The 23,626-nt window shown below is 48.6% G+C and carries 19 protein-coding genes and 1 pseudogene; 7 read left to right on the top strand and 13 right to left on the bottom strand.

The window, feature by feature from the left end:
- Positions 1 to 26: 26 nt before the first annotated feature.
- The 6 genes from P0Y67_RS01190 to prmB all read right to left on the bottom strand — a co-directional run bounded on the left by P0Y67_RS01190 (position 27) and on the right by prmB (position 5,069).
- Positions 27 to 539 (bottom strand): DinB family protein, encoded by a 513-nt coding sequence (locus P0Y67_RS01190; RefSeq protein ID WP_342390381.1) that lies wholly within the window; start codon positions 537 to 539, stop codon positions 27 to 29.
- Between the two features lie 102 nt (positions 540 to 641).
- Positions 642 to 878, bottom strand: coding sequence for a hypothetical protein (locus P0Y67_RS01185; protein ID WP_342390380.1), 237 nt, complete (start codon positions 876 to 878; stop codon positions 642 to 644).
- A 416-nt stretch (positions 879 to 1,294) separates the two neighbouring features.
- Positions 1,295 to 2,209 (bottom strand): DUF4868 domain-containing protein, encoded by a 915-nt coding sequence (locus P0Y67_RS01180; RefSeq protein ID WP_342390379.1) that lies wholly within the window; start codon positions 2,207 to 2,209, stop codon positions 1,295 to 1,297.
- Positions 2,209 to 2,790, bottom strand: coding sequence for a hypothetical protein (locus tag P0Y67_RS01175; protein ID WP_342390378.1), 582 nt, complete (start codon positions 2,788 to 2,790; stop codon positions 2,209 to 2,211). Before P0Y67_RS01175 ends, P0Y67_RS01180 begins: the two co-directional genes overlap by 1 nt.
- An 835-nt stretch (positions 2,791 to 3,625) precedes the next feature.
- A complete protein-coding gene (locus P0Y67_RS01165; RefSeq protein WP_342390377.1) occupies positions 3,626 to 3,922 on the bottom strand; it encodes a hypothetical protein in 297 nt (98 codons plus the stop codon).
- 214 nt (positions 3,923 to 4,136) lie between these two features.
- Positions 4,137 to 5,069, bottom strand: a complete 933-nt coding sequence (prmB, locus tag P0Y67_RS01160) for a 50S ribosomal protein L3 N(5)-glutamine methyltransferase (protein ID WP_192014738.1) — start codon at positions 5,067 to 5,069, stop codon at positions 4,137 to 4,139.
- A gap of 53 nt (positions 5,070 to 5,122) precedes the next feature.
- Here prmB and smrB point away from each other — a divergent pair, with 53 nt between their 5' ends.
- Positions 5,123 to 5,656 carry an endonuclease SmrB gene (smrB, locus tag P0Y67_RS01155; RefSeq protein ID WP_027253981.1) on the top strand — a complete coding sequence of 178 codons (534 nt, stop codon included), beginning with the start codon at positions 5,123 to 5,125 and terminating at the stop codon, positions 5,654 to 5,656.
- A 73-nt stretch (positions 5,657 to 5,729) separates the two neighbouring features.
- On the opposite strand, the gene P0Y67_RS01150 is transcribed toward smrB, so the two are convergent.
- The gene (locus P0Y67_RS01150; RefSeq protein WP_342390376.1) at positions 5,730 to 6,089 is read right to left on the bottom strand and encodes a hypothetical protein; all 360 of its coding nucleotides are present in this window, start codon (positions 6,087 to 6,089) and stop codon (positions 5,730 to 5,732) included.
- A 97-nt stretch (positions 6,090 to 6,186) separates the two neighbouring features.
- Positions 6,187 to 6,681, bottom strand: a complete 495-nt coding sequence (sixA, locus tag P0Y67_RS01145; protein WP_342390375.1) for a phosphohistidine phosphatase SixA — start codon at positions 6,679 to 6,681, stop codon at positions 6,187 to 6,189.
- Between the two features lie 211 nt (positions 6,682 to 6,892).
- Between sixA and P0Y67_RS01140 the strand changes: the two genes are divergently transcribed.
- Together P0Y67_RS01140 and P0Y67_RS01135 are read left to right on the top strand one after the other, a co-directional pair.
- The gene (locus P0Y67_RS01140) at positions 6,893 to 9,658 is read left to right on the top strand and encodes an insulinase family protein (RefSeq protein ID WP_342390374.1); all 2,766 of its coding nucleotides are present in this window, start codon (positions 6,893 to 6,895) and stop codon (positions 9,656 to 9,658) included.
- Between the two features lie 238 nt (positions 9,659 to 9,896).
- Complete coding sequence (locus tag P0Y67_RS01135; RefSeq protein ID WP_337112419.1) at positions 9,897 to 10,202, top strand: hypothetical protein; 306 nt, start codon at positions 9,897 to 9,899, stop codon at positions 10,200 to 10,202.
- 113 nt (positions 10,203 to 10,315) lie between these two features.
- On the opposite strand, the pseudogene P0Y67_RS01130 reads toward P0Y67_RS01135, so the two are convergent.
- Positions 10,316 to 11,752, bottom strand: a pseudogene (locus P0Y67_RS01130) (3-hydroxyacyl-CoA dehydrogenase NAD-binding domain-containing protein); the annotation flags it as partial.
- Between the two features lie 507 nt (positions 11,753 to 12,259).
- Here P0Y67_RS01130 and pncB point away from each other — a divergent pair.
- Positions 12,260 to 13,456: a nicotinate phosphoribosyltransferase gene (gene pncB, locus P0Y67_RS01125; RefSeq protein WP_342390373.1), complete on the top strand. Its 1,197-nt coding sequence runs from the start codon at positions 12,260 to 12,262 to the stop codon at positions 13,454 to 13,456.
- A 102-nt stretch (positions 13,457 to 13,558) separates the two neighbouring features.
- Here the strand turns inward: pncB and P0Y67_RS01120 are convergent, their stop codons facing one another.
- From P0Y67_RS01120 to P0Y67_RS01105, 4 genes are all read right to left on the bottom strand, one after another.
- On the bottom strand, positions 13,559 to 14,224 hold the full coding sequence (locus P0Y67_RS01120) for a lipocalin family protein (protein ID WP_342390372.1): 666 nt from the start codon (positions 14,222 to 14,224) through the stop codon (positions 13,559 to 13,561).
- Positions 14,225 to 14,451: 227 nt separating this feature from the next.
- A complete protein-coding gene (gene prc / locus P0Y67_RS01115) occupies positions 14,452 to 16,455 on the bottom strand; it encodes a carboxy terminal-processing peptidase (protein ID WP_342390371.1) in 2,004 nt (667 codons plus the stop codon).
- Positions 16,456 to 16,472: 17 nt separating this feature from the next.
- On the bottom strand, positions 16,473 to 17,111 hold the full coding sequence (gene proQ / locus P0Y67_RS01110) for an RNA chaperone ProQ (protein WP_192017077.1): 639 nt from the start codon (positions 17,109 to 17,111) through the stop codon (positions 16,473 to 16,475).
- A gap of 110 nt (positions 17,112 to 17,221) precedes the next feature.
- Complete coding sequence (locus P0Y67_RS01105; protein ID WP_337113564.1) at positions 17,222 to 17,680, bottom strand: GAF domain-containing protein; 459 nt, start codon at positions 17,678 to 17,680, stop codon at positions 17,222 to 17,224.
- Positions 17,681 to 17,764: 84 nt separating this feature from the next.
- Here P0Y67_RS01105 and P0Y67_RS01100 point away from each other — a divergent pair, with 84 nt between their 5' ends.
- The 3 genes from P0Y67_RS01100 to P0Y67_RS01090 are packed head-to-tail and all read left to right on the top strand — an operon-like array spanning position 17,765 to position 23,489.
- Positions 17,765 to 19,597: an ABC transporter ATP-binding protein gene (locus P0Y67_RS01100; RefSeq protein WP_342390370.1), complete on the top strand. Its 1,833-nt coding sequence runs from the start codon at positions 17,765 to 17,767 to the stop codon at positions 19,595 to 19,597.
- Between the two features lie 51 nt (positions 19,598 to 19,648).
- The gene (locus P0Y67_RS01095; RefSeq protein ID WP_342390369.1) at positions 19,649 to 20,839 is read left to right on the top strand and encodes a paraquat-inducible protein A; all 1,191 of its coding nucleotides are present in this window, start codon (positions 19,649 to 19,651) and stop codon (positions 20,837 to 20,839) included.
- Positions 20,826 to 23,489, top strand: a complete 2,664-nt coding sequence (locus P0Y67_RS01090) for an MlaD family protein (protein WP_342390368.1) — start codon at positions 20,826 to 20,828, stop codon at positions 23,487 to 23,489. Before P0Y67_RS01095 ends, P0Y67_RS01090 begins: the two co-directional genes overlap by 14 nt.
- Positions 23,490 to 23,626 lie beyond the last annotated feature (137 nt).

Here is a 23,626-nt window from a genome sequence, read left to right as displayed (position 1 = left end):
ACAGCCCCTTTTGTCTTCGATAAATCTCATATGTATTCGGTGCCAGCACGCGCTCTTCTTGTGGGTTCTGTTTCATGCAGATAACGCGTCAATGTATCTTTTGGACGCTCAAGACCATTTTCGGCTAACACTCTTGAAGCCATGCCTCGGTGGTTACTGCCATGGGTCAGTAAATGCAGCAAGATTTCTTCAACGGTGAGTTGTCCGAAGGCACCATCTATAAACTTAAATGAAACAATGCGCTTTAGTTCTTCCGGCGTAGCTGACTGCGTATAATTGACAAGCCATGAGTCATGCTCATTCATGGTCTGACGCAGTTCGGATATGGAAGGGGTTTCTACTGTATTATCGTCACTGTATTTTTCAGGTTCACCGATAATTCGACTGATGAACAGACTATCGACAACGGTGGTATGATTTAAAATCCGAACGAAAAAAGTGGCATCAACTTCCGGTAATTTTGAAAATTGCAGCTCTCCTAATTGAAGCAGCTCAGCATTGGCCCATTGTTTATATTGAAACGCTTTAGAAAACTGCATTTTTTCTCCGAAATATCTCAGATCATGACATTGTTACTGACAAAGACAGCGCAAACCCGCGATTACATCTAAATCGCTTACTCTGTATTATTGCTGCCCTGATTACACACTTTCTTTGGCACATAAAATGGCAGCCGCAATTGCTGTTTTTGCTTGTGGGCTATTTTTCCAGCACGTTGTTCGTAACATGGAAGCCACCATTTCAGCGATATCATCGACCTGATAAGTCGCCAAATCAGACAATGTGTTGATACCAATTTCCTCAAACCTTTTGATGACAGTCGGGCCGACGCCTTTCACAGCCAAGAGCACTTCTCTTTCTCGATCAGAAAATGTCATACAATTTCCTTATTCATATATGACGAATGACATGGGTTTCCCTCAACAGGCTTTGTCACACTCGGAAAAACTGATTACCTAATCAATCGATGCCACTATGTCAAAGTCTACCTAGGGTATTGATTTAACCGAATATATTTCGTGTCCACAGTGAATTTCGCCAGACAAGAGATTATTCAAAAAATATCCCGTTCGAAAGTCTTTGAGACATTTACCAATATCCCACCCGCGATTATCAGGATGGAAGCCTGCGGAGCATCTCTTTACAGGACCAGAAATTAGAGTAAAACAATCAGCATTGCCGACCACCAGCGCTCAAGCAAGCAAACTTATTTCTTTAATAGTACTTTATCGGACTTGTTCAACACCCGATAAAGTGTCGGCTTCGCAATAAACATCCTTCTTTTTTAGGCGTACTATATTTGGACTGCATCCGGCACATCATAAATATTATCTGTTATCTCACTCATTAAGCGATGATCTAAAAGGACCTGTAATATTGTACTAACTGTATCCGCACATGGAATAATGGTGTTATTAACTGTATCAAATTTAAGCCCCCATCCTCTATATGCATTCACAGAAACTAGGTTGGTCATAAAGTTTGGCCGATTATAAATACCTTTACTTTCAATGACCGCCATTCTTCTCAATTGTATTGAGTTAGAACCTACATAATCAATGATAGGTTCTAGATTGGAAAACAAATTGACAAATTCTGGACTTGATTGTAACTGAGAAAAAACTTGATTATAAGCTTCACGATACTTCATTGATGACTCAAAGCCACGCTTATTAGCTATAAATGCCGTATTATTAATCACATAAAAATCAAAGTTCTTTTCTATCGAAAAGCTATTATCTTCCACCCCTGACAACTCACCATTTGAGAAAATCATATTAATATATCTTTTCGGATAGGAGGTTTTCCATGAAGAGGTAGATCTCTTTACTCCATATACAGTGACACCATTCGAGATAAATTTAACAACATAACCTGAAGCACCTTTCAAATCCTTACTGTCATTGATTCGGTGTTCTGTTTCCAAACGATCAACAAGCACTTTTAAGCTTGAAAAGTTTGTCACAGTGGAATCTAAAGTAAGGCAACTATTTTCATTTGTTTGTGCAATATACGAATACGGAGAGTGTTCTGTTATTCTTTTTATTTCCGTATTTACAAATGACTTTAATTGCTGGTTAAGCCTATTTTCCGTTTGTACATAAAACGACCTGAACTTTGCAGAAGTACTACTATCCTTGAATATCCATAGGTGTGTGTTTGCCTTAGCAAAGTCAAATGTTTTTAATTGCTGAAAATCAGTACTCATTAACTAATATCCTTTAAAATGTAAAAATCTTGAATGGATTGAAACTTGTAATGGCCAGGAGATAGAGTTCCTTTTTTAAGAACACGTACATCTCTTTCTTGCCCGTTAATTTGAACTTTAGCTTCGTATAACTTCCAGCCAAACATTAACAGGAGTGGGTTCATAACTATCTGACCTGATTTATATGTAATTGCAAACATCCAAAGCAAGAAAACCACAAAACCTAGCATTTTTTCCGGAGCGTTATAGCTTATACCCATGAATGAAACCACGTACGGAAATACATAATTTATAATATCATTAGGAATCGGCTTAGAACTTTTCACTTCACCATGAAATGGAAAGTCCACTTTATTCAAAGACACATTAGAAATAACTACTGAAAAAACAGTAACAACAATAAAAATTATAGACAGATAAGGATGTTCAAACGGATTAAATATACAGTCATCTATTATTGATAAATCACAAAATCGATTACCCCACCATGCAATAGGAATATCTTGTACAGCTAGAATTAAAGCTAACGGCAAATATGATCCCAAAAAAATTATGAATCCTGCTATAAGTTTAAACTGCATACATTAAATCCATTATGATAACCTGATTAGATCTAGTTTAAAGGGGACAAGCGTCTAGCTACACGGTACGCGTCGGTTAGCTTTGCTTGTTAGCAGCCTAGACTGGTACGGCTTGCCGCACTAGCAGCACCTAACAACAGCAGACTGCTTTTAATTAAAAACTACGCCAGCCAGTTTCGATACTGCGAGTCAACCGAAAACTGGCAATCGAAATCCAGAAGAACAACGCTACCACTTCAATCTGTCTATGACATTGATTTAGCAAACATATCTTTTGTATCCACGATGAGATCACTAGATAAAATGCATCTATCTATATAGACAGGTTTGGCTTGCGGGAAAGCATTGCGGTACCAATCTAGCCCGGCTTGCACGTCTGGGACATGCACTAACAGCGCTGAAGGTGTCATCCCGATCCCCCACGGTTCAATACATGCTCACGGTGAAAGACGCTACCGCCCCTGACAATGAAGTCACGTAAGCAGGGTATTTTCGTTTGATGAGTCAGACATATTATTGGCATATGGGACAGGTTTCACTAAAACATGACATTGCAGTGTCAACTTTGTGGTTTAGGGCAAGTTTCGCGGGGAGGTGATAAAAACAGTCAATCAAGAAACAGCCAGATTATCCGGTATTAGCCTGGCTGAACTTGTGCGCTTGCGGCAAGTAACCACGCCCGTCTGCTTGTCAGAGATGAGCCATAGCATTGCATTTATTGAGGGGGGACTCGCACGGGAATTGTGGTCTTTTCCCGTATTCAGAGGACGCTCAGCGCGCCCCCCGGAGATTTCAGCGCGTTATGAATTCAATCAGAAACTGCTGTATTGCCGTATTATGAACGCCCCTGCTGATGTTTCTCTTTATCCGCATCAGGATGCGTTAATTGCTCTTGTGACGCTTCTTTCGGAACAGCACTTTTCTCCGATGAATCTGACGTTGCTTTTACATCCTCGGTCAGCTGATCCTGCTTGCCATCATTAATGATCATCTGATCCTGCTTGCCATCATTGATGATCAGCTGTGTCGTCCCTGTTTGATCAGCCGCCGATGCAAAACCGGACAAGGTCATAGATAACGCTGTCAGCACGACACCCAGAGCAAATCCATGTTTCGATTGAATCTGACTCATCACTTGTTCCCTTTTTAATTGATTGTTGGTACGGAGATAAATAAGCGCCTGGCATACTTGCATAATGTTTAGGCTAAGTCTGTCGGAATGAATACACTAAATATCTGTTTTGGGACTTGGCGCGAGTTCATGTGTAAAAACAGCAAATAAAAAAACAGCCAGAGCAATCTGGCTGTTTAGATATTTAACTGTTTAAAAGCAGATAAAGCAGGAATCAGTCTTTGTAGTCGGCGAAGTCGCCGGCACAATCGACCAGCTGTTCACGGGTCATCATGAAGACGCCGTGGCCGCCGTTTTCGAATTCCAGCCAGGTGAACGGAATGTGCGGGTACTGCGCTTCCATGTGAATCATGGAGTTGCCGACTTCACAGATCAGAATCCCGTCGTCGGCCAGATAGTCCGGAGCATTGGCCAGAATGCGGCGCACCAGATCCAGGCCATCAAAACCGGCAGCCAGACCCAGTTCCGGCTCATGACGGAATTCTTCCGGCAGGCTGTCCATGTCTTCCTGATCCACATAAGGCGGATTGGACACTATGATGTCGTACTTGTCTTTGGGTACGTCACGCAGCAGATCCGAATGCAGCGGGATCACCTGCTGTTCCAGACCGTGGTCGTGAATGTTCTGCTCGGCCACGGCCAGGGCATCGGTCGAGATATCCACCAGATCCACTTCCGCTTCCGGGAACGCATAGGCACAGGCGATACCGATACAGCCGCTGCCGGTACACAAGTCCATGATACGGGTGGGTTCACGGGTCAGGAAAGGTTCGAAGCCGTTATCAATCAGCTCGCCAATCGGTGAGCGTGGCACCAGCACACGCTCGTCGACGAAAAATTCCAGGCCACAGAACCAGGCTTTATTGGTCAGGTAAGACACAGGGGTCCGTTCAGTGACACGTCTCACGACGCGCTCTACAATCGTTCGGCGCTCGCTGCTGGTCAGGCGCGAGAAGCGCGCGTCAGCCGGAATATCAATCGGCAGATGCAGGGTCGGCAGCACCAACTGCACCGCTTCATCCCACGCATTGTCAGTGCCATGGCCATAAAACAGACCTGCATCGTTGAATCGGCTGACGGTCCAACGTAGCATATCCTGCAGTGTGTGAAGTTCGTTGACAGCTTCGTCGACAAAAATCTTATCCAAAATAGCCTCCAAATGGCGCTACAATACCGCGATAAAGTAGTTGGAAATTCATTATGAGTAAAAAAGACCCTGCACTGGAAGAGGACGATTTCTCGCTCTTTCAGGATGCAGTGAAGGGCGTTAAAAAGTTGTCGCATGATACCATAATCACTTCACGCCGACAGAGCCCGAAGACCGATAAGCGCAATGTGAGTGCCAAAGAGAGCCATAATCACGAGTTTTATTTCTCTGACGAGTTCGAACCTCATCTGAGCGAACATGGCCCGATGCAATATGCCCGATCCGGCGTCTCCAAGTATGAAGTGAAAAAGTTACGGCGCGGTGTCTATGTGCCGGATATTTTTCTGGATATGCATGGCATGACACAAAAAGAAGCCAAACGTGAGCTGGCGGCGATGATTGCAGCCTGTATAAAAGACGGGGTGTCCTGCGCCTGCGTGATGCACGGTATCGGCAAGCATATTCTGAAGCAAAAAGCACCGCTCTGGCTGGCTCAGCACCCGGATGTGATGGCATTTCACCAGGCGCCGCTGGAATTTGGTGGCGCCGGTGCACTCTTGGTGCTGATTGAAGTGCCCGAGCGGTAGCGCGCATTACCACCCGGAACGACAACGTGTCAGGCCGTTGCGCCTGACGCCTCGCTCAGCAGATCTGATCTGATCAATACACAGTCTGAGACAATGCACCGACGTTAACCACCTGTCCGTCCTGGATCAGGGTGACTTCGCCGGTATCACACACCTGCATCCGTACTTTTACCGAGCCTTCGTTGTAATAGTGCTCACAGTTGCCATTACGAGCACTGTCGATACGGGAAAAAATGGTGATACCGCCCGGATTCAGCATAGAAGGCGGGCTAACGAAAGTTAAGGTGCTGCCGGTTTGAGAAATATTCATCTCTTCTCTCACGCCATTTGCCCATTTTATCGCCCCGTTGGCGACAATATTGGGTGTCACCATGTTTGTCACACAGGCCGTCAGTCCCAGACAGCCAAGCAATACGAATACTATTTTTTTCATAACCACTTAATTTATCAGTCTTTATTTTTATCGTTCATTGTACCAGACCTGTCGGATCAGGACAGGCCGGCAATCTAAAACTGCGTACCGCAGCCAATCAATGGTGATTGGGCTGGACAACATCAACAGGATTTTCCTGCCATAATAAGGCGGACGGTTCCCCCTCAGCATGAAAATCCACCGCGGCAATGGAAGAAGTGCGGAACATCAGTGGCTGCAATCCCGGCACCAGCTCAGCACTCAGATAGCCCACCAGCGGTAAATGCGACACCACCAGAACCGTTTGCGGCTTCTCCAGCGCAATCACGGCTTTGAGGTAGTCTGCCACCTGGCTGGCGTCGCCGTAGGGAGTGATATCATCGACCGTCATCAGGGTGTTCGGCACAGGCAGCTCATCTGACATTTCCTGCCAGGTTTGCTGAGCGCGCAGATACGGGCTGACCCACACCAGATCAAGCTGCCCGTCCAGATGACTCGCTAACTGCTTGGCCATCTGCCGGGAATACATCTTGCCCTGGGCTGTCAGGGGCCGCTCCGCGTCACTTGGGGCAAAATGCTGTGCTTCGCCATGACGCATGATAAAAATTCGCATAGTCTCCAGTCCGATTGCGCGTTTCTGTCGTTATGCTAGCAAAGGCTGGCACAGACAGGGTAGCCATTTCATATTACGCGATGTGAAAGCGTGACGGCTGAATCGCTCTGATTACTGACGCCCAGTCACACATCCTGGCCAGACAGAATTTGCCAGTGCCATTAATGGGCGTCATAATTACCCTAATTCCCTGTAAATATAGGCGCTTCCTGTGTTCAAAAGTCCGAACGATCCCAAAGAGTACCGCTATCTGACACTGGACAATCAACTCAGGGTCTTGCTGGTCCATGATCACACGGCACCCCGGGCTGCAGCGGCGCTGTCTGTCGGCATCGGCCACTTTGATGATCCCCTGGATCGTCAGGGAATGGCGCACTTCCTTGAACACATGTTATTTCTGGGAACGGAAAAATTCCCCAATCCGGGCGAATTCCAGTCTTTTGTTAACCAGTACGGCGGCAGCAACAATGCCTGGACCGGCACGGAAAACACCACCTATTTTTTTGAGATCGCCCCGCCGGCCTTTGCTGCCGGTCTGGAACGTTTCGGGCAATTTTTTATTGCCCCGCTGTTCAATGTCGACGCGGTTGACAAAGAACGCCAGGCTGTCGATTCTGAATACAAACTCAAGCTCAAAGACGATGTACGCCGCCTTTATCAGGTGCACAAAGAAACCATTAACCCTGAGCACCCGTTTGCTAAATTTTCAGTGGGCGATATCACCACTTTGGAAGACAGGCCGGATAACCCGGTTCGCGATGAACTGATTGCTTTCTACCAGCAACATTATTCCGCCAATCAGATGGGGCTGGTGCTCTTAGGGCCGCAATCTCTGGACGAACTGGCAACCTACGCCGAACAGTTCTTTGGCGCGATTCCCAACTCAGGCCAGGACAAACCCGCCATTGATGTTCCCCTGATAACAGACAGAGAAAACGCCTGTTTTATTGCGATTGAGCCGATTAAAGAAGTGCGGAAACTCACGCTGTCTTTTACCCTGCCCCCCATGGATGCCCATTATCGCAGCAAGCCGTTGTCTTATCTGGCGCATTTGCTGGGCAATGAAGGCACAGGCAGCCTGATGTCTGTCCTGAAAAGTGAAGGGCTGATCAATACTCTGGCAGCAGGCGGCGGGATCAGCGGCAGTAATTTCCGGGAATTTACCATCGGCCTGAACCTGACACCCGATGGTCTGAACCGTGTCGATCATATAGTCACCACCATTTTCCAGTACATCCGACTCATCACCGAACACGGGCTGGCAGAATGGCGCTACCTGGAAAAGCAAGCGGTGCTGGAGCAGGCGTTCCGCTATCAGGAAAAAAGCCGGCCGCTTGATACCGTCAGCTATCTGGTGATGAACCTGCTGCACTATGCCCCGGAAGATATCGTCTACGGCGATTATATGATGAGCCAGTACGATGAAACGCTGCTGCAAGACGTGCTTGGCTATCTTCGCCCGGACAATCTTCGCCTGACGCTGGTGGCAAAAGGCCAGAAGCACGACAGAGTAGCCGACTGGTATCACACTCCTTATTCGGTCACGCCGTTTACCGAAGCGCAGTTAACGGCCTGGGCTGAGCCGGGCGACAACCCGGCGCTCATGCTGCCCGAGCAAAACCCCTACCTGTGCCAGCGTATGGACCCTCACCCGCTGACCGATGAACAGGAAGCGATTCCTCAGTTAATTCAGGATCTGCCGGGCTTCCGGCTGTGGTTCATGCAAGAACATGAGTTCAGAGTGCCCAAAGGCCTGGTCTATGTCGCCATCGACAGCCCGCACGCGGTAAGCTCTGTGCGCAATATCGTCAAGACGCGCCTGTGTGTCGAAATGCTGATGGAGTCCTGCAACGAAGTGGCCTACCCGGCAGAAGTGGCGGGGATGGCGTATAACCTGTATGCCCATCAGGGCGGGGTGACACTCCAGTTATCCGGTTTCAGCGAGAAGCAGCCTTTGCTGCTCAAACTGCTGCTGGAAAAATTCTCCGGCCGCACGTTCAATATCGACCGATTTAACAGCATCAAAGCACAGATGCTGCGTAACTGGCGCAATGCCGCGGAAGACAAGCCGATCTCTCAGCTGTTTAACCAACTGACCGGCCTGCTGCAACCGAATAACCCACCCTACCCGGCGATGATCAAAGAGCTGGAAACCGTTGAAGTCACCGAATTACCCGGTTTTGTCGAAGCCATGTTTGCCGAATTGCACATTGACGCTTTCGTGTACGGTGACTGGCGCAAAGATGATGCCCTGGCATTGGCAGAAGTGCTGAAAGACGCGTTCCGGGTCACCGATCAGCTCTATGGCGAAGCACAGCGGCCATTGGTACAACTGGGAGAATGCAGCACGCTGCGCTATGAAGTGGACTGCGGCCATGCTGATTCCGCCATCCTGATCTACTACCAGTCGCAGGAACAGTCGCCCAAAGCCATTGCCACCTACACCCTGGCCAATCATCTGATGTCGACCACCTTCTTCCACGAGCTGCGCACCGAACAGCAATTGGGGTACATGGTCGGCACGGCGAATCTGCCGCTTAACCGCCATCCGGGCCTGCTGCTGTATATACAGTCGCCGGTGGCCGGTCCGTTGCAGCTGCTCGAAGCGATTGATGAATTCACCAATGCCTTCGCGCTGGTGTTGCTTGAGCTCAATGAAAGCCAGTGGCAGGCCAGTAAGCAAGGGCTGATCGCTCAGTTGTCCGAGCCGGATACCAATTTGCGCGCACGCGCCCAGCGCTACTGGGTCAGCATTGGCCACAAAGATGACCATTTTGACCAAAGGCAGAAAATTGCCCACGAAATGGCATCGCTGTCCCGTGCTGAGTTAGTCCGCTTTCTGGTAGAAGACATTAAACCCAGAATCGCGAACCGGCTGGTGATGTATTATCAGGGCGGCGCACACCGTAACCTGACCCCGCTGGAAGTGGGGGATCCTATTACCTCAGTAACCGATTTTCAGCGTAACGCCCAGTAACCGCCTCCCCCTGAGTCTCGATCTCAGGGGAGACTGCTTGCATATCCAGAACGATAAAAGTGGAATCGTGATTCCACTTTTGGCATTCCTCTTAATTTTCCCTTTCCTGTCAGTCGATTATCTACATTAACAAATCCAAAAATACAGCCTCAGGCTGGCCGTCTGTATCGGATAGTGATGCAAGAAGCCGTGAGGTCGAATAAGCATAATTTCTCAGAACAATGTTCAGGAACCTGTTATGTCACACGCCTGTTCGATCTGCCGTCAGTCTATTACGGCGAAAAACCAGAGTTTACACAGCCGGCTGTTCTGCCGTCCCTGTATGAAGGCTATTCATCCGCGCCAGCTTGACAGCATGTTGTGTCTGCTGACCGCTATCGCCCTGTGTTCACTGACTTTCATGCTGTGGATTGGCTTTAACCCGCTGATGGTAGCTGGCTCGGTGATTCTGCTGCTGCACTTAGTCCGCCCGAAAAGCCTGTACCGGCGCTTTCGTCTTGGCATCAATGTGCAGCAAGGGTTAAAGCACCACAAAATCAGTTAACCGTTTCGCATCGCTCCTGTTTCCAATATCTCGCGCCATCTCTTGCTCCATCTCCCTCTAACGACAAAGGCCTGCTATGCAGGCCTTTGATTTATCAGGTTCTGAACCGGAAATCAGTCGTAGAAACGCTGCTCGTCCTGGGCCATCTGCAACAGACGCTCGCAGGGGCGGAAGCGATCGCCGTACTTATTGACATGCTCATTGAGCAATTCAACAACACGCTTGGCACCGAGCTGATCCATATAACGGAACGGACCGCCCAGGAATGGCGGGAAGCCGATACCGAAGATCGCACCAATGTCGCCGTCACGGGCACTGTGCACTACACCTTCATCCAGACAGCGGGCCGCTTCGTTCAGCATCATCAGTGCGCAGCGGATCGCGATGTCATGGCCGGAGGCTTTCCGCGCCGGGTTCAGCTTCAGCAGTTTATAAACGCTCTTATCGACACCTTTTTTCTTGCCGTTGTACAGGTAAAAACCTTTGCCTGTTTTACGGCCTTTGCGGCCATCTTTCAGCAAGATATCAAAGACATCCGGGCTCTTGAAACGATCGCCCAGCTCTGTTTCCAGAATCGGGCTGATTTTGGCCCCGACATCCACGCCCACTTCATCCAATAGGGTAATAGGCCCAACCGGGAAACCAAAGTCCAGCAGTGCGTTATCAATGTGTTCGATTGGCTCTCCGCCCAGCAGAGCCAGCGCGGCTTCGTTCATGTACGGGGCAAGAATACGGTTGACATAAAAACCGGCTTTATCGGCCACCACAATCGGGGTTTTCCCCTGCTTCTTGGCTAATTTCACCACGGTCGCGACCGTTTGCGGCGATGTACCGGCATGGGGGATCACTTCCACCAGCGGCATTTTTTCTACCGGGCTGAAATAATGCAAACCGACCACCAGCTCAGGGCGCTCTGCGGCAGAAGCAATCTGGTTGATAGGCAACGAGGACGTGTTGGTGGCAAAAATGGTGTCGGGTCTGGCATGGGCTTCCACCTCTTGCACCATCTGATGCTTGAGGCTGAGATCCTCAAAGACTGCCTCAATCACCACATCGGCTTTATCAAACCCCTGATAATCGACACCGCCGTTGATCATCAGCATCTGTTTTTGTAACTCGGCTTTACTGATAATTCTGCGCTTACGCTTTTTATCGAGCAGCTTAAAGTTATACGCCATCGCGTTCAAAATGCCGTCGTTGGCGATGTCTTTCACTTTGACCGGCAAACCGGCTTTTGATGCGGTCACATGGCTGATGCCACCGCCCATCAGCCCGCCACCCAGCACAGCGACCCGCTTGACCTCGGCCGGTTTGATATCGTCACCAACACCGGTTTCTTTCTTCATGGCCGTAGTGGCAAAAAAGAGGCTGCGCAGCGAAGCAGATTCCGAAGACATCACCAGTTCTCCGAACCGGCGGGCCTCTTCTTTTTGTCCTTTGACTATGCCGTGCTGCAAGCCATATTTGATGACATCTAAAATGGCTTCCGCTGCCGGGTAATTGCCACGGGTTTTTTCGCGTGTCTTCTTACGGGCCTGATCAAACACCAGATCAATATCGGTAATCGTAAAATCGGGTGCGGTATAATCAGCACGGTACTTAGCAGTCGGTTGAGCGGCATTCGGTTGATCGGCCATAAAGTCCTTCCTTCATCATCCATATTGGCAGTTGCCACAATACAACGAACAAGATTCGATCTTTTCAATCGATGAAACATTGTTTGCGGAACTGAAAAATTTGCATACCCAACTTCAGGTTATGATAGCGGGTATGGAGCAGGTAAAGTCAGCGTGCAGCATGTGCCATAAACACGCCGTATAGGTAAGACAAGAATTCTTGAAATCGCATCAACTATACTTTATGTGAATACGTATAATTGGTCGCCAATAATCTTTACACTGTGTTAAGACAAAATGTTAGCAGATAGCACTTGAGGTGAAAATCTTATCTTTATCTATTGTTACCTGTGTCGCGTCGCGTAACAATGACACCGTCGTACAACCTCCTTTACCCCAGTACATTGATTTTAGCCTCTTTAACAGGAATGACTCTGCAATATGAACCACACTATGCAACCTTGGATCATTGATTCACTGCTTGATACCGATGCGTACAAACTCCACATGCAGCAAGCGATTTTTCACCTCTATCCAGATGTGAACGCTGCCGCCGAGTTTCGCTGTCGCAGTGGCGAAGATCTCAGGCCTTACCTGGCTGAAATCAAAAGACAAGTCGCTCACCTGGGTGAGCTGCGGTTTAGCGCAGAAGAAATTAACTACTTAGCCACACTGCCATTCTTTCAGCCAGACTATCTGGACTATTTAAGCCAGTTTCATCTCGATCCCGCGCAGGTCATCATAGGTGAAAGCGATGAACAGCTCACGATTCGTATCGAAGGAAAATGGCTGGATATCATCTTGTGGGAAGTGCCTTTGCTTGCCATTGTCTGCGAGACTCGCTGTCGTCATCGCTATGCTGATGCCTCACCAGAAGATGCGATTGTTCAACTCAAACACAAACTGTCTCATTTTCACGCGCTGGCTGCCGATACGGACATCAGCGAATTTTCCCTGGTCGATTTCGGTACCCGGCGTCGTTTTTCTAAAGACGTACACTACGCCGTTGTCGATTATCTGACAGCGCATTTCCCTCAGTTTGGCGGTACATCCAACTACCATCTGGCCCGAACTCGCCAGCTCACCCCTTTTGGTACCCAGGCACACGAATGGTTCCAGGCTCACCAACAACTGGCCGGTGAACTGGCTGACTCTCAGCAGTTAGCATTGAACCGCTGGCTTCAGGAATACCCGGACTCATTAGGCATCGCCTTAACCGACTGTATTAACATGGATGCATTTTTGCGGGATTTCGATCTGCGTCTTTCGAAACGCTTCAGTGGTCTTCGTCATGACAGCGGTGACCCGATTGCATGGGGCGAAAAAGCCATTGCGCATTATCAGTCGCTGGGCATTGATCCGAAAAGCAAAACACTGGTGTTTTCCGACAGCCTGACGTTAGAGCGCGCACTGGAGATATATCAGCACTTCTGTCAGCGAGTTCAAATCAGTTTTGGTATAGGGACGAATATGACATGCGACTTGCCAGACGTAGATACCTTAAACATTGTGCTGAAACTGACCGAATGTGAAGGCCGGCCAGTTGCCAAAATTTCTGATGAACCCGGAAAAAGTATCTGTCAGGATGAAGAGTACCTGGGTCAACTTCGTGAAGCCTTCAAGCTGGCCAATGACTGAGTTGGATACACTGTCATGCTGCAGACAAAAAGAGAGGCGAAAGCCTCTCTTTTTATTACAATGTTGCGTTACTAAGGTAACATTTTACAGATAGATAAGGTGTTATTGACGCTGCATCACAGCTTCCATACCAAACTGTTTATTTGTCAGGGTTAAGGTATTGTCTCCGCCCAGCTTAAAATGGCTGTCGTGCTGGCCATCTTCGTAAATCAGCACAATCCTGTCATCTTCCAGGTAGTAGATGCCCTTATGCTCTTTACGCTTTCCGTCTTTTCCTATGACCTGCGCAGAGAATAAGAAATCCGGACGCAGCGATAGCTTCAGCTCTGACACACTGTTATCTACATCCTTACCGCCTATCGCGGAAGAACGCCATTGACCCGGTAAATTTTCAGGCGCCAGCTTAGTAAAACGCGCGCCATCTAAAAGAAACTGGTTATAACTCAACACATATTCATGCTGCTGGGAAGGCTGATTGATGGAGTTCATGGTAAGCGTCGTTTCATCAATATCATAGTTGCCGCCCCACTCGTCGATCAGTCCGTCGGTACGAAGCAGGCGCACTTTAAAATGATAAGACGAATTGAACTTAATATTCATAGCACGGTAGTTGATTCCCTCACTCTCCACCCCTTCCTCGGTAGTGCTGAACCAGTACCAGTCTCCAAGCAGCAGCGGATAATCGAATTCAGTCAGCTCATCGGCTGCTGCAGTATTGCTCCATGTAAAAACACTGAGGACAAATGACAAAAGAACGGCTCGCAGCATGATAGTACCCCTAAGAAGTATCAGCCCCTTCTATCAAATTAGCCCTCATTGGAATGTCCCGCGCGCGAATATGATACTTGTCATAAGTATTCAACCGCTTGTTTCAACTATGAGACATGGTCATACATGAACATCAGCCTAGTTCAGAATATAACTAAGGTACTGTTATAAAAGAAAAACGGCGCAGAATGCGCCGTTTTTTGTATGGTCATTAAATCTTAATCACTTCAGCTTTGTTCTTCCCGAACTAAATCAGCCGTGATTGCAACAGCCTCATCCAGATAAGCATCAGGCGCTTCATAGTCTTTAGGGACGTCTTTCAATGCAATGAAAGGCTTCTCACCTAACGATTTCTGACGTGCGTTCAAGCGCTCCAAACGCTCTTTCTCATCCAGATCCTGCTCAGACCGACGCTTGCTCTCGTTCAGAGACAAGGCATTTTTATCTTTCTCTGCGTTGTACTTGGCTATGTCATCGAAAATAAAGCCAAACTCCATATCGCTCTTGATACGTTGCTCGTGTTGGGCACGTAACGAAGGCAACAGCGGAGAGAAGTCATACAGCTTCTGGTAACCCGCAGGTTTGATACTGTCCCACGGCAGAGCATTATCTTCTACACTTTCACCCGTATCCGCAGGGTCAATGGCAGTAGGGAAACTGATATCCGGCACAACACCCAGATTCTGCGTACTGCCGCCGTTAATGCGGTAGAACTTCTGAATCGTGTATTGTACGTGACCTAGCGGTTTATCGAACAGATCATAGATATGATTCAGAGAACGGTGCTGCTGGACTGTGCCCTTACCAAATGACTGTTCACCGATAATAACGGCACGACCGTAATCTTGCATTGCCGCGGCAAAAATCTCAGACGCAGACGCACTGTAACGGTTGATCAGCACAGTTAAGGGGCTATCAAAGTAAACGCGATCATCAGAATCACCATTCACTTTCACACGACCGTAACTATCGCGCACCTGAACCACCGGGCCACTGTTAATAAACAGACCGGTTAATGCAGTCGCTTCGGTTAACGCACCGCCGCCGTTATTACGTAAGTCAATAACAATACCATCAACCTGTTGCTGGTTTAGCTTCGCCAGCTCTTTCTTGGTATCTTCCGACAGACCGACATAGAAACTCGGGATCTCAATGACACCAATTTTGCGGCCTTTGTAAGTTTCTACCGATGACTTGGCAGCCCTGTCTTCCAGACGGATCTTGTCCCGGACGATGGTGACACTGTAGCTTTTGGCATTGACTCCTTCCGGAAGAATCTCCAGACGAACCTTGCTGCCCTTCGGCCCTTTGATCAGCTGTACCACATCATCCAGTCGCCAGCCCACCACATCGACCATTTCTTTACCGTCCTGAGCGACACCGATAATACGGTCTCCTGCAGACAGTTTTTTAGAATTGGATGCCGGGCCACCAGCAACTAAAGAACGAATAACAGTGAATTCATCATCCACCTGAAGCACAGCACCAATCCCTTCCAGAGACAAGTTCATCTCTGACTGGAACTGCTCAGCGCTGCGAGGAGAGAGATAACTGGTATGAGGGTCAACTTCACGCGCGAACGCATTCATATAGAGCTGAAACACATCTTCGCTGTGACTTTGAGTAAGGCGCTTCAACGCGTTGTTGTAACGTTTACCCAAGGTTTCCTGGATGTCTTTCCACTCTTTGCCTGCCAGCTTAAGATTCAGCTCATCCGATTTGACACGTTCGCGCCAAATTTCATTCAGCTCTGCCCTGTCCTTCGGCCATGGCATTTCTGAGCGATCAACCACTATGTCTTCGTTGACATTGAAAGACATAGGTTTGTCCAGCAGGGTCAGCGCATATTGATAACGATCAAACCGGCGCTTCAATACCGTATTAAAGATATCGTAAGCTGCTGTTGTTTCGCCTCTTTTTAACTGGTCATCAAGCTGATATTTCCACTGTTCGAACTGTCTGATATCAGATTGAGTGAGGAAGCTTTTGTTGAAGTCCAGCATTTCCAGATAGCGATCGAAAATGTTGGCAGAAAATTGATCATCAAGTGAGAACTGGCGATAGTGAGATCGGGTAAACCGTGAGGCTACACGCTTACTGGCGGTCGCATGCTGTTTTTCTGGAGACAAAACAGGCAATTCACTTTGTGTATGTGTGGCTTCCAAGGCCTGAGCTGATGCTGCCAGCACAATACCGGCAGCAATCAGTGAGAAACGGAATCGACATTTCATACGTCGAGCATTCTCCTTTATGAACGCAGGTGCTCCGCTTTCACAACCATGGTCAGGCCATTAGTCAGACGGACACGCACATCGTCCTTATTAATTTCTACAATGGTTGCCGGCATGTTGCCATTGCCCATATTGACACTGACATCCTTACCCACTGTCACTTCATCGGAAGACAAAGCACGTGTTGTTTCTACCGGCTTCTTATCTAGCTTAGACGTTTTTTGCTTAACGTTTCTAGGTCTAGGTGATTTTTCCCTAACTTTCTTTGGCTTAGCATCACCTTCAGCCGCCGCTTTAGCCGCTGCCTGCTCTTTACGACGGGCGCGAACTTTCGCTTTACTTTCTTCCAACGCCTTTTGCGCGTGATCGACATGTTCCTGTTCTAACACACCACACTCATTGCCATCAAGGTCAATACGGCTAGCGCCTGCTTTAACACCATGAAGATAACGCCAAGAAGAAGTGTACTGACGAAGTGCTGCTCGCAGCTGAGTTTTACTGACTTTAGGATCATCACTCAGTCGTTCAGCGAGGTCTTGGAAGATACCAATTTTTAATGGTTTAGCTTCACCTTCAACAGTAAAACAATTCGGGAATTGCTCTGCAATATAGGCAATCACTTCTTTACTGTTCGTTAACTTTTCAGAGTTTTCCATGGACTTTCCTGACAAAGCGAGAGTACCTCGCTGTTAGTGCTTTTAAATAAAACCAATAAGTGCGGGCTATTATAATTACCTGATGTTGAAAAACCACCGAAAGCATGCAATTAGAGCTTAATTTGTAGTTCCTCAATGAATGCAACCAGTCCGTCTTCATCTTCCTGGTCAAATCTTGACAGACTTGGGCTATCAATATCCAATACGCCGTACAATTCACCTTTAACAGAAAATGGAATCACGATCTCAGAATTACTGGCCGCATCACAGGCAATGTGCCCCTCAAATTGATGGACGTCGCCGACTCGCTGAACTTTGTTTTCTGAGATGGCCGTGCCACAAACACCGCGGCCTACAGGTATGCGAACACAGGCAGGTTTACCCTGAAATGGACCCAGCACCAACTGGTCATCTTTCAGCAGATAAAAACCGACCCAGTTAATATCCTCTAACTCCATGTTCAGTAACGCACTAATATTAGAAATATTAGCAATTACATCGGGTTCACCGTCAACGATTGCCACAGCCTGTTGGGTTAAACGGCGGTAGAATGCAGATTTATTTTCCATGGCTTACTCCATATATAGCCGTTAAAATGGCACCTTTGTATCGTAATAGGAATCGTTATCACTGTGAAAGGCTCAACGAATCAAATGATTAACTGGTCATGGTTGATAAAGCAAGCAAAACATCACAAAAAGAGGCTGATTGCTGCCAATATCATCGCCCTGATTGCCACGCTTATCAGCGTCCCTATCCCACTGCTGATGCCGCTGATGGTAGACGAAATTCTGCTTGACCAGCCAGGAAAGGGAATTGCCTTATTAAACCATTTCCTGCCGTTAGCCTGGCAACAGCCGGCTGCCTATATCATGCTGGTGCTCCTGATGGTCGTCGTCATGCGTGCTGCCAGCCAAGCCTTGAATATTCTGCAAAGTCGCCAGTTTACCTTAGTCGCCAAAGACGTCACTTATCAGATGCGCAAGCACCTGATTGATAAACTGGGCCGGATCAGCATGCGTCAGTATGAAGAGCGCGGCAGCGGCGGGATCACCTCTCATCTGGTTACGGATGTTGAAACCATAGATAAATTTGTCGGCGATACGTTAAGCCGCTTTCTGATTGGTACGCTGACTGTGCTCGGGACAGCCGTGGTGCTGCTGTGGCTGAACTGGGAGCTGGGGCTGTTCATTCTTCTGGTCAACCCCGTTGTGATTTATGCATCACGAAAAATGGGAAACCGAGTTAAGCACTTAAAGCGGAAAGAAAACCAAGCCTTCGAGAAATTTCAGCAGCGACTGGTTGAAACGCTGGATGGTATTTATCAGCTCAGAGCCGCAAACCGTGAACGCGATTTCCTGAAAAACCTGAAAGAGCATGCTGATGGTATCCGTGATAATGCCGATAAGTATGCCTGGCAGTCAGAAGCCGCCGGACGAATATCTTTCCTGTTGTTTTTGATTGGATTCGAACTCTTCCGCGCTGGGGCCATGCTCATGGTGCTGTTCAGCGATTTGACCATTGGCCAGATGTTCGCGGTATTTGGCTATCTGTGGTTTATGCTGGGCCCGGTTCAGGAACTGCTGGGTATTCAATTTGCCTGGTACGGTGCTTCGGCCGCTATGCAGCGTCTGAACCAGCTGATTGCACTGGAAGAAGAGGTTCGTCCTCAGGCCAAAGTGGATCCCTTCTCCGGCCATAAACAGATTGCCATTGATATCAATCATCTGGACTTTTCCTATGATGAAGACAAGAAAGTCCTGAACGGATTGAATCTTTCATTACCGGCAGGAAAACGCGTCGCATTAGTGGGCGCGTCGGGCGGCGGAAAATCCACATTGATCCAGTTACTTCTTGGCATCTATCAAAAAGACAGTGGCGATATACTGATCAATGGCCATCCTGTTGAAGACGTCAGCTATGAGGCACTGCGGGAAAAAATGGCCGTTGTGCTGCAACAACCGGTACTGTTCAATGATACTCTTCGTCATAATCTGTCATTGGGCGCTGAGTATAGCGACGAACAACTTTGGCAAGCGATTGAAATCGCACAGCTTTCAGATGTCACACAGCGGCTGAGCGACGGACTGGACACTCAAATTGGCCGTCAGGGTATTCGCCTTTCAGGTGGGCAGCGTCAGCGGCTCGCGATCGCCAGAATGATTCTGACTAACCCGGATTTCGTCATTCTGGATGAGGCGACATCTGCACTGGATACTGCCACTGAAGCCGCTCTGCATACTGCGTTGAACCACTTTCTGGCAGACCGCACGACCCTTATCGTGGCTCACAGGCTCTCTGCGGTGAAACAGGCTGATATCATTTATGTGCTGGAAGACGGCCAGGTAAGCCAGACGGGCACACACACTGAACTGGTGAACACAACCGGCCTGTATCAGACCCTGTACGGTACTGCACAATCCAGCGATGCTGAACATCACATTAATGATCAGAATCTGACAGTAGCCAGGTTCAATTCAAAATAATATAGTGATGCCAGTTCAACAAGTTAACGGTTCCAAATAGGATGGACAACAATGTCAACGGTAAGACTCTGCCCTAGTTGTGATTTACTTTTGACACCTAAAGTAACCGCCAGGGGACAAAGCGCTTTTTGTCCCCGCTGTGAATCACGCATGTATCGTGGTGGCATGCCATCTATACGTGGCGATCTGGCTCTTGCTGTCGCCGGTTTGATATTAATCATACCGGCGCATCTCTACCCGTTAATTACCATTCGCCTGTTCGGTGTCATGATACCGGCCACCATACCCTCTGGCGCACTGACGCTGTCGTCCGATTACCCCGCTGTCGCGCTGTTAATACTGTTCTGCAGCACAGTCGCACCTTTACTGGTTTTTCTGTCGGTAGTCGGCGCTCAACTGGGTTTGGCGAAGCGCCAGCTCAGCCTCTTTAAGTACTCGATGTGGTGCATAGAACACCTGAAGCATTGGGCGATGTTTGATGTTTTTCTGGTCAGCTTGGGCATTGCCTGCTTCAAAGTTAAAGACTATGCCGATATCTATGTCGGCCCCGGTCTGTTTTGCCTGGTTATGATGGAAATACTGATGGTCATCATGCTCACGCGATTCAATGTCAAACGGTACTGGGAAGTCTGGCAGCCTGAAACCGATCATAAAGGCCCGGCATTAAAGTTACACTGTGACAATTGCCATCTGAGCCAGGAAGAGACTGATATATGCCAGCGCTGCCATAGCCCGACTCACTATCGTAAACCGTTTTCAATACAGAAAACCTGGGCTTACCTGATCACAGCGACTATTTTCATCATCCCGGCTAACACCTACCCGATATCAATATTTTTAAACAACGGTAAGCGGATTGAAGACACTATTCTCTCTGGTGTCGCGTCCCTCATCAATACAGGTATGGAAGGCATCGCCATTCTGATTTTCTTTGCCAGTATCGTTGTGCCCGTTGCCAAAATACTCGGACTTGCATTTATTCTTCTGTGCATCCACGGTAAAAGAAAGATCAATCACTTACACAGAATGAGGCTTTACCGTATCATTCAATGGATCGGTAAATGGTCAATGATGGACTTGTTCGTCATTGCTTTAATGGTCACGCTCATTGATCGCGGCCAGATTCTGGATTTTACCCCTGGCCCGGGAGCCATTGCCTTTGCGGTCGTTGTCGTGCTCACCATGCTGGCAGCAGAAAGCCTGGACTCTCGCCTGATTTGGGACAATTATGACAAACAGTAAATACCCTCCACAGCCGCCTTTTGGCACCCCCGTCGGCCCGCAACAGCCTCAACCGGTGAATGTCAAAAGGGACAGACAGATATCGCCGCTGTGGATTTTACCTGTTCTCGCTTTGGGGCTGGCGGCATGGCTGGTGGTTCAGGCTGTCAGCGAAGCTGGCCAGCGCATCATTATCCATTTTGAGGATGCAGCCGGGCTGGTTGCCGGCAGAACCATGATTCGTTACCAGGGCCTGGAAGTTGGCGTCGTCCGGGACGTTAAGCTCTCTGATGATCTGCAAAGTATCTATGTAACCGCTGATATCTACCCCGAAGCAGTACAGGTTTTACGTAAAGGCACGCGGTTCTGGCTTGTTAAACCCAAAGCCTCGATTACCGGTATCAGCGGCCTCGATGCACTGGTATCGGGTAACTACATTGCGCTGCTCCCAGGAGAGGGAGAACCGGCCCAGGAGTTTGACGCTTTAGACAGTCAACCCTCCGAAACACCCGCTGGCGAAGGGCTCACCATTCAGCTTCAGGCGCCCGATCTGGGCTCTGTCTCTATCGGCGCGCAGGTTTACTATAAAAAAATCCCGGTGGGTGAAGTCTATAACTACACCCTCAGCAACAATAAAAAACGGGTGTTGATTGACGTCCTGATCCAGCCTCAATACGCCAACCTGGTGACCAATAAAAGCCGCTTCTGGAACGTGAGCGGTGTCAGTGCCAATATCGGATTTAACGGTGTCGATGTTCAGTTTGAAAGTCTCTCGGCACTGATTGCCGGGGCGATTGCTTTCGACTCCCCGGACGAAGGTCTTCCTATCCAGCCGAACCATTTATTCCGTCTGTACCCCGATCTGAATACGGCTGGACGCGGCATCGCTATTACCGTTGAATTGCCAGATGACAATGACATCAGTGCTGGCGGCGCTCCGATCGTGTATCGCGGCCTGCAGATTGGCCAGATCTCTGATTTGCGTTTAGACCATCAGCGCAAACGTATTATTGCCCATGCTGCCATTGAGCCTAGCATGAGTGATTTGCTGACATCCGGCACCAGCCTGTTGCTGGAAGAAGCCAACCTCTCCTTACAAGGTGTCAGTAATCTCGGTAACCTGATAAAGGGCAATTATCTGACGTTAATTCCTGGCGAAGGTGAACCTGCCCGGCACTTCCAGGCATTCACCCAGGAGCAGCTTGAAGAGAAACGTCCCGGGGCTGCTGTCATTCACCTGTACGCCGATAAGAATGTTGGTATCAGCAGAAATACTCAGGTGACGCACCGTGGCATGGCTGTGGGAAGCGTCAAAAAAATCAGCCTGGAAAAAGAAAAAGTCCGTTTTGATATCATTATCAAACCCGAATTCACCTCTCTGGTACGAAGCCAAAGCCGCTTCTTTATTGATGGCGGAATTCAGGCCGACATCAGTGCAGACGGTATCAATGTCTCAGTACCGCCAGCAGAGCAGTTAATCAGTAGCAGTATTGCTTTTACCTCTGAAGGCACAGGGAGAATGCGTAGCCACTATCCGCTGTTTGAAAGTCGGGCACTTGCTAAACTTGCCAGCAGCCAGCAATCCGGCAGTACCAGGGTACAACTTTTTGCCGATACCCTTCCCTCGGTGAGCGAAGGTAGCCCGGTGCTGTACCGTAACCTTCCCGTCGGCAAAGTCAGTGGTTATGCCCTAACGCGTGACGGCGTCACAATAAAATTATCGGTTCAGAACAAGTACCGCCATTTGGTAACAGCCGACAGCGTTTTCTGGGACCAATCCGGTGTTGAAATCGAAGCAGGCCTGTCTGGGGTCAATATAAAAGCCAGCCCCATCACTTCATTACTCAAAGGCGGTATTGCTTTCGATAATATGAACGGCATTCCCAACCGTGTCGGTAAACAATTCAAGCTGTTCGGCAGCCTGAAAAGCGCGAAGGAGTTTGGTACGCTAATCAGCCTGACGGCAGAGCATGCCAAAGGCATTTCCGCGGGTACTGATATCAAGTATCAAGGGGTGACAGTAGGTAAAGTGTTGTCGCTGATACCGGATTTTAAAACCGGTCTGGTTCAGATTGATGCGCGCCTTTTTCCCCGGTTTGCTGATGCGCTGACAAAAGATAAAACGCACTTCTGGCTGGTCACACCGAAAGTCGATCTCACTGGTGTCAAAAATCTCGACAGTATTTTAAGCAGCTACATAGAGGTAGAACCGGGTGAAGGAAATTACCGGCAAACATTCGCGCTATCTGAACAGGCAAAAGCAAGGTTCGATGGCCTGACCGTTATTCTGGAAAGTGTCACCCGCGCTTCCATACGTTCAGGTACGCCCCTGCTGTTCAGAGACATACAGGTGGGTCAGGTCAGCAAGGTTACACTGGGTGAGCTGGCTGACAGAGTGATGATAGAGGCACACATTGAGCCGGATTTCCGGCATCTGGTTCGCTCAGATACCGTATTCTGGAACACATCGGGTCTGGATGTCAGTGTCGGTCTGACAGGGGCCAGCATTCAGGCTGGCACTGTAGACAGCCTGATTCGTGGCGGCATTGCACTCGCGACACCCGAAGGCCAGCCTCTTTCCGCGCCAGCTCAAACCGGGACGCACTTTCTGCTTCACGAAAAGGCCAATCCGGAATGGAAACAATGGCGGACCGCTATTCCGGCCGAATAATACCCGGCGTCAGCCCCCGGCCACCTTGGTCGCCGAAAAAGTCTGGCTGTTCCAGCCTGCTGCATCAACAAGGCAAGCCATTGGGCTTGCCTTGTTGTTTTATCCTAACGTCAGTTTGTTATAGACTTGCCGCCTGC

This window comes from Photobacterium sp. SP02, from assembly GCF_038519165.1.
Classification (GTDB): domain Bacteria; phylum Pseudomonadota; class Gammaproteobacteria; order Enterobacterales; family Vibrionaceae; genus Photobacterium; species Photobacterium halotolerans.
The sequence above is the reverse complement of the archived record's forward strand: the minus strand, read 5'-3'. Positions and strand labels throughout refer to the sequence as shown.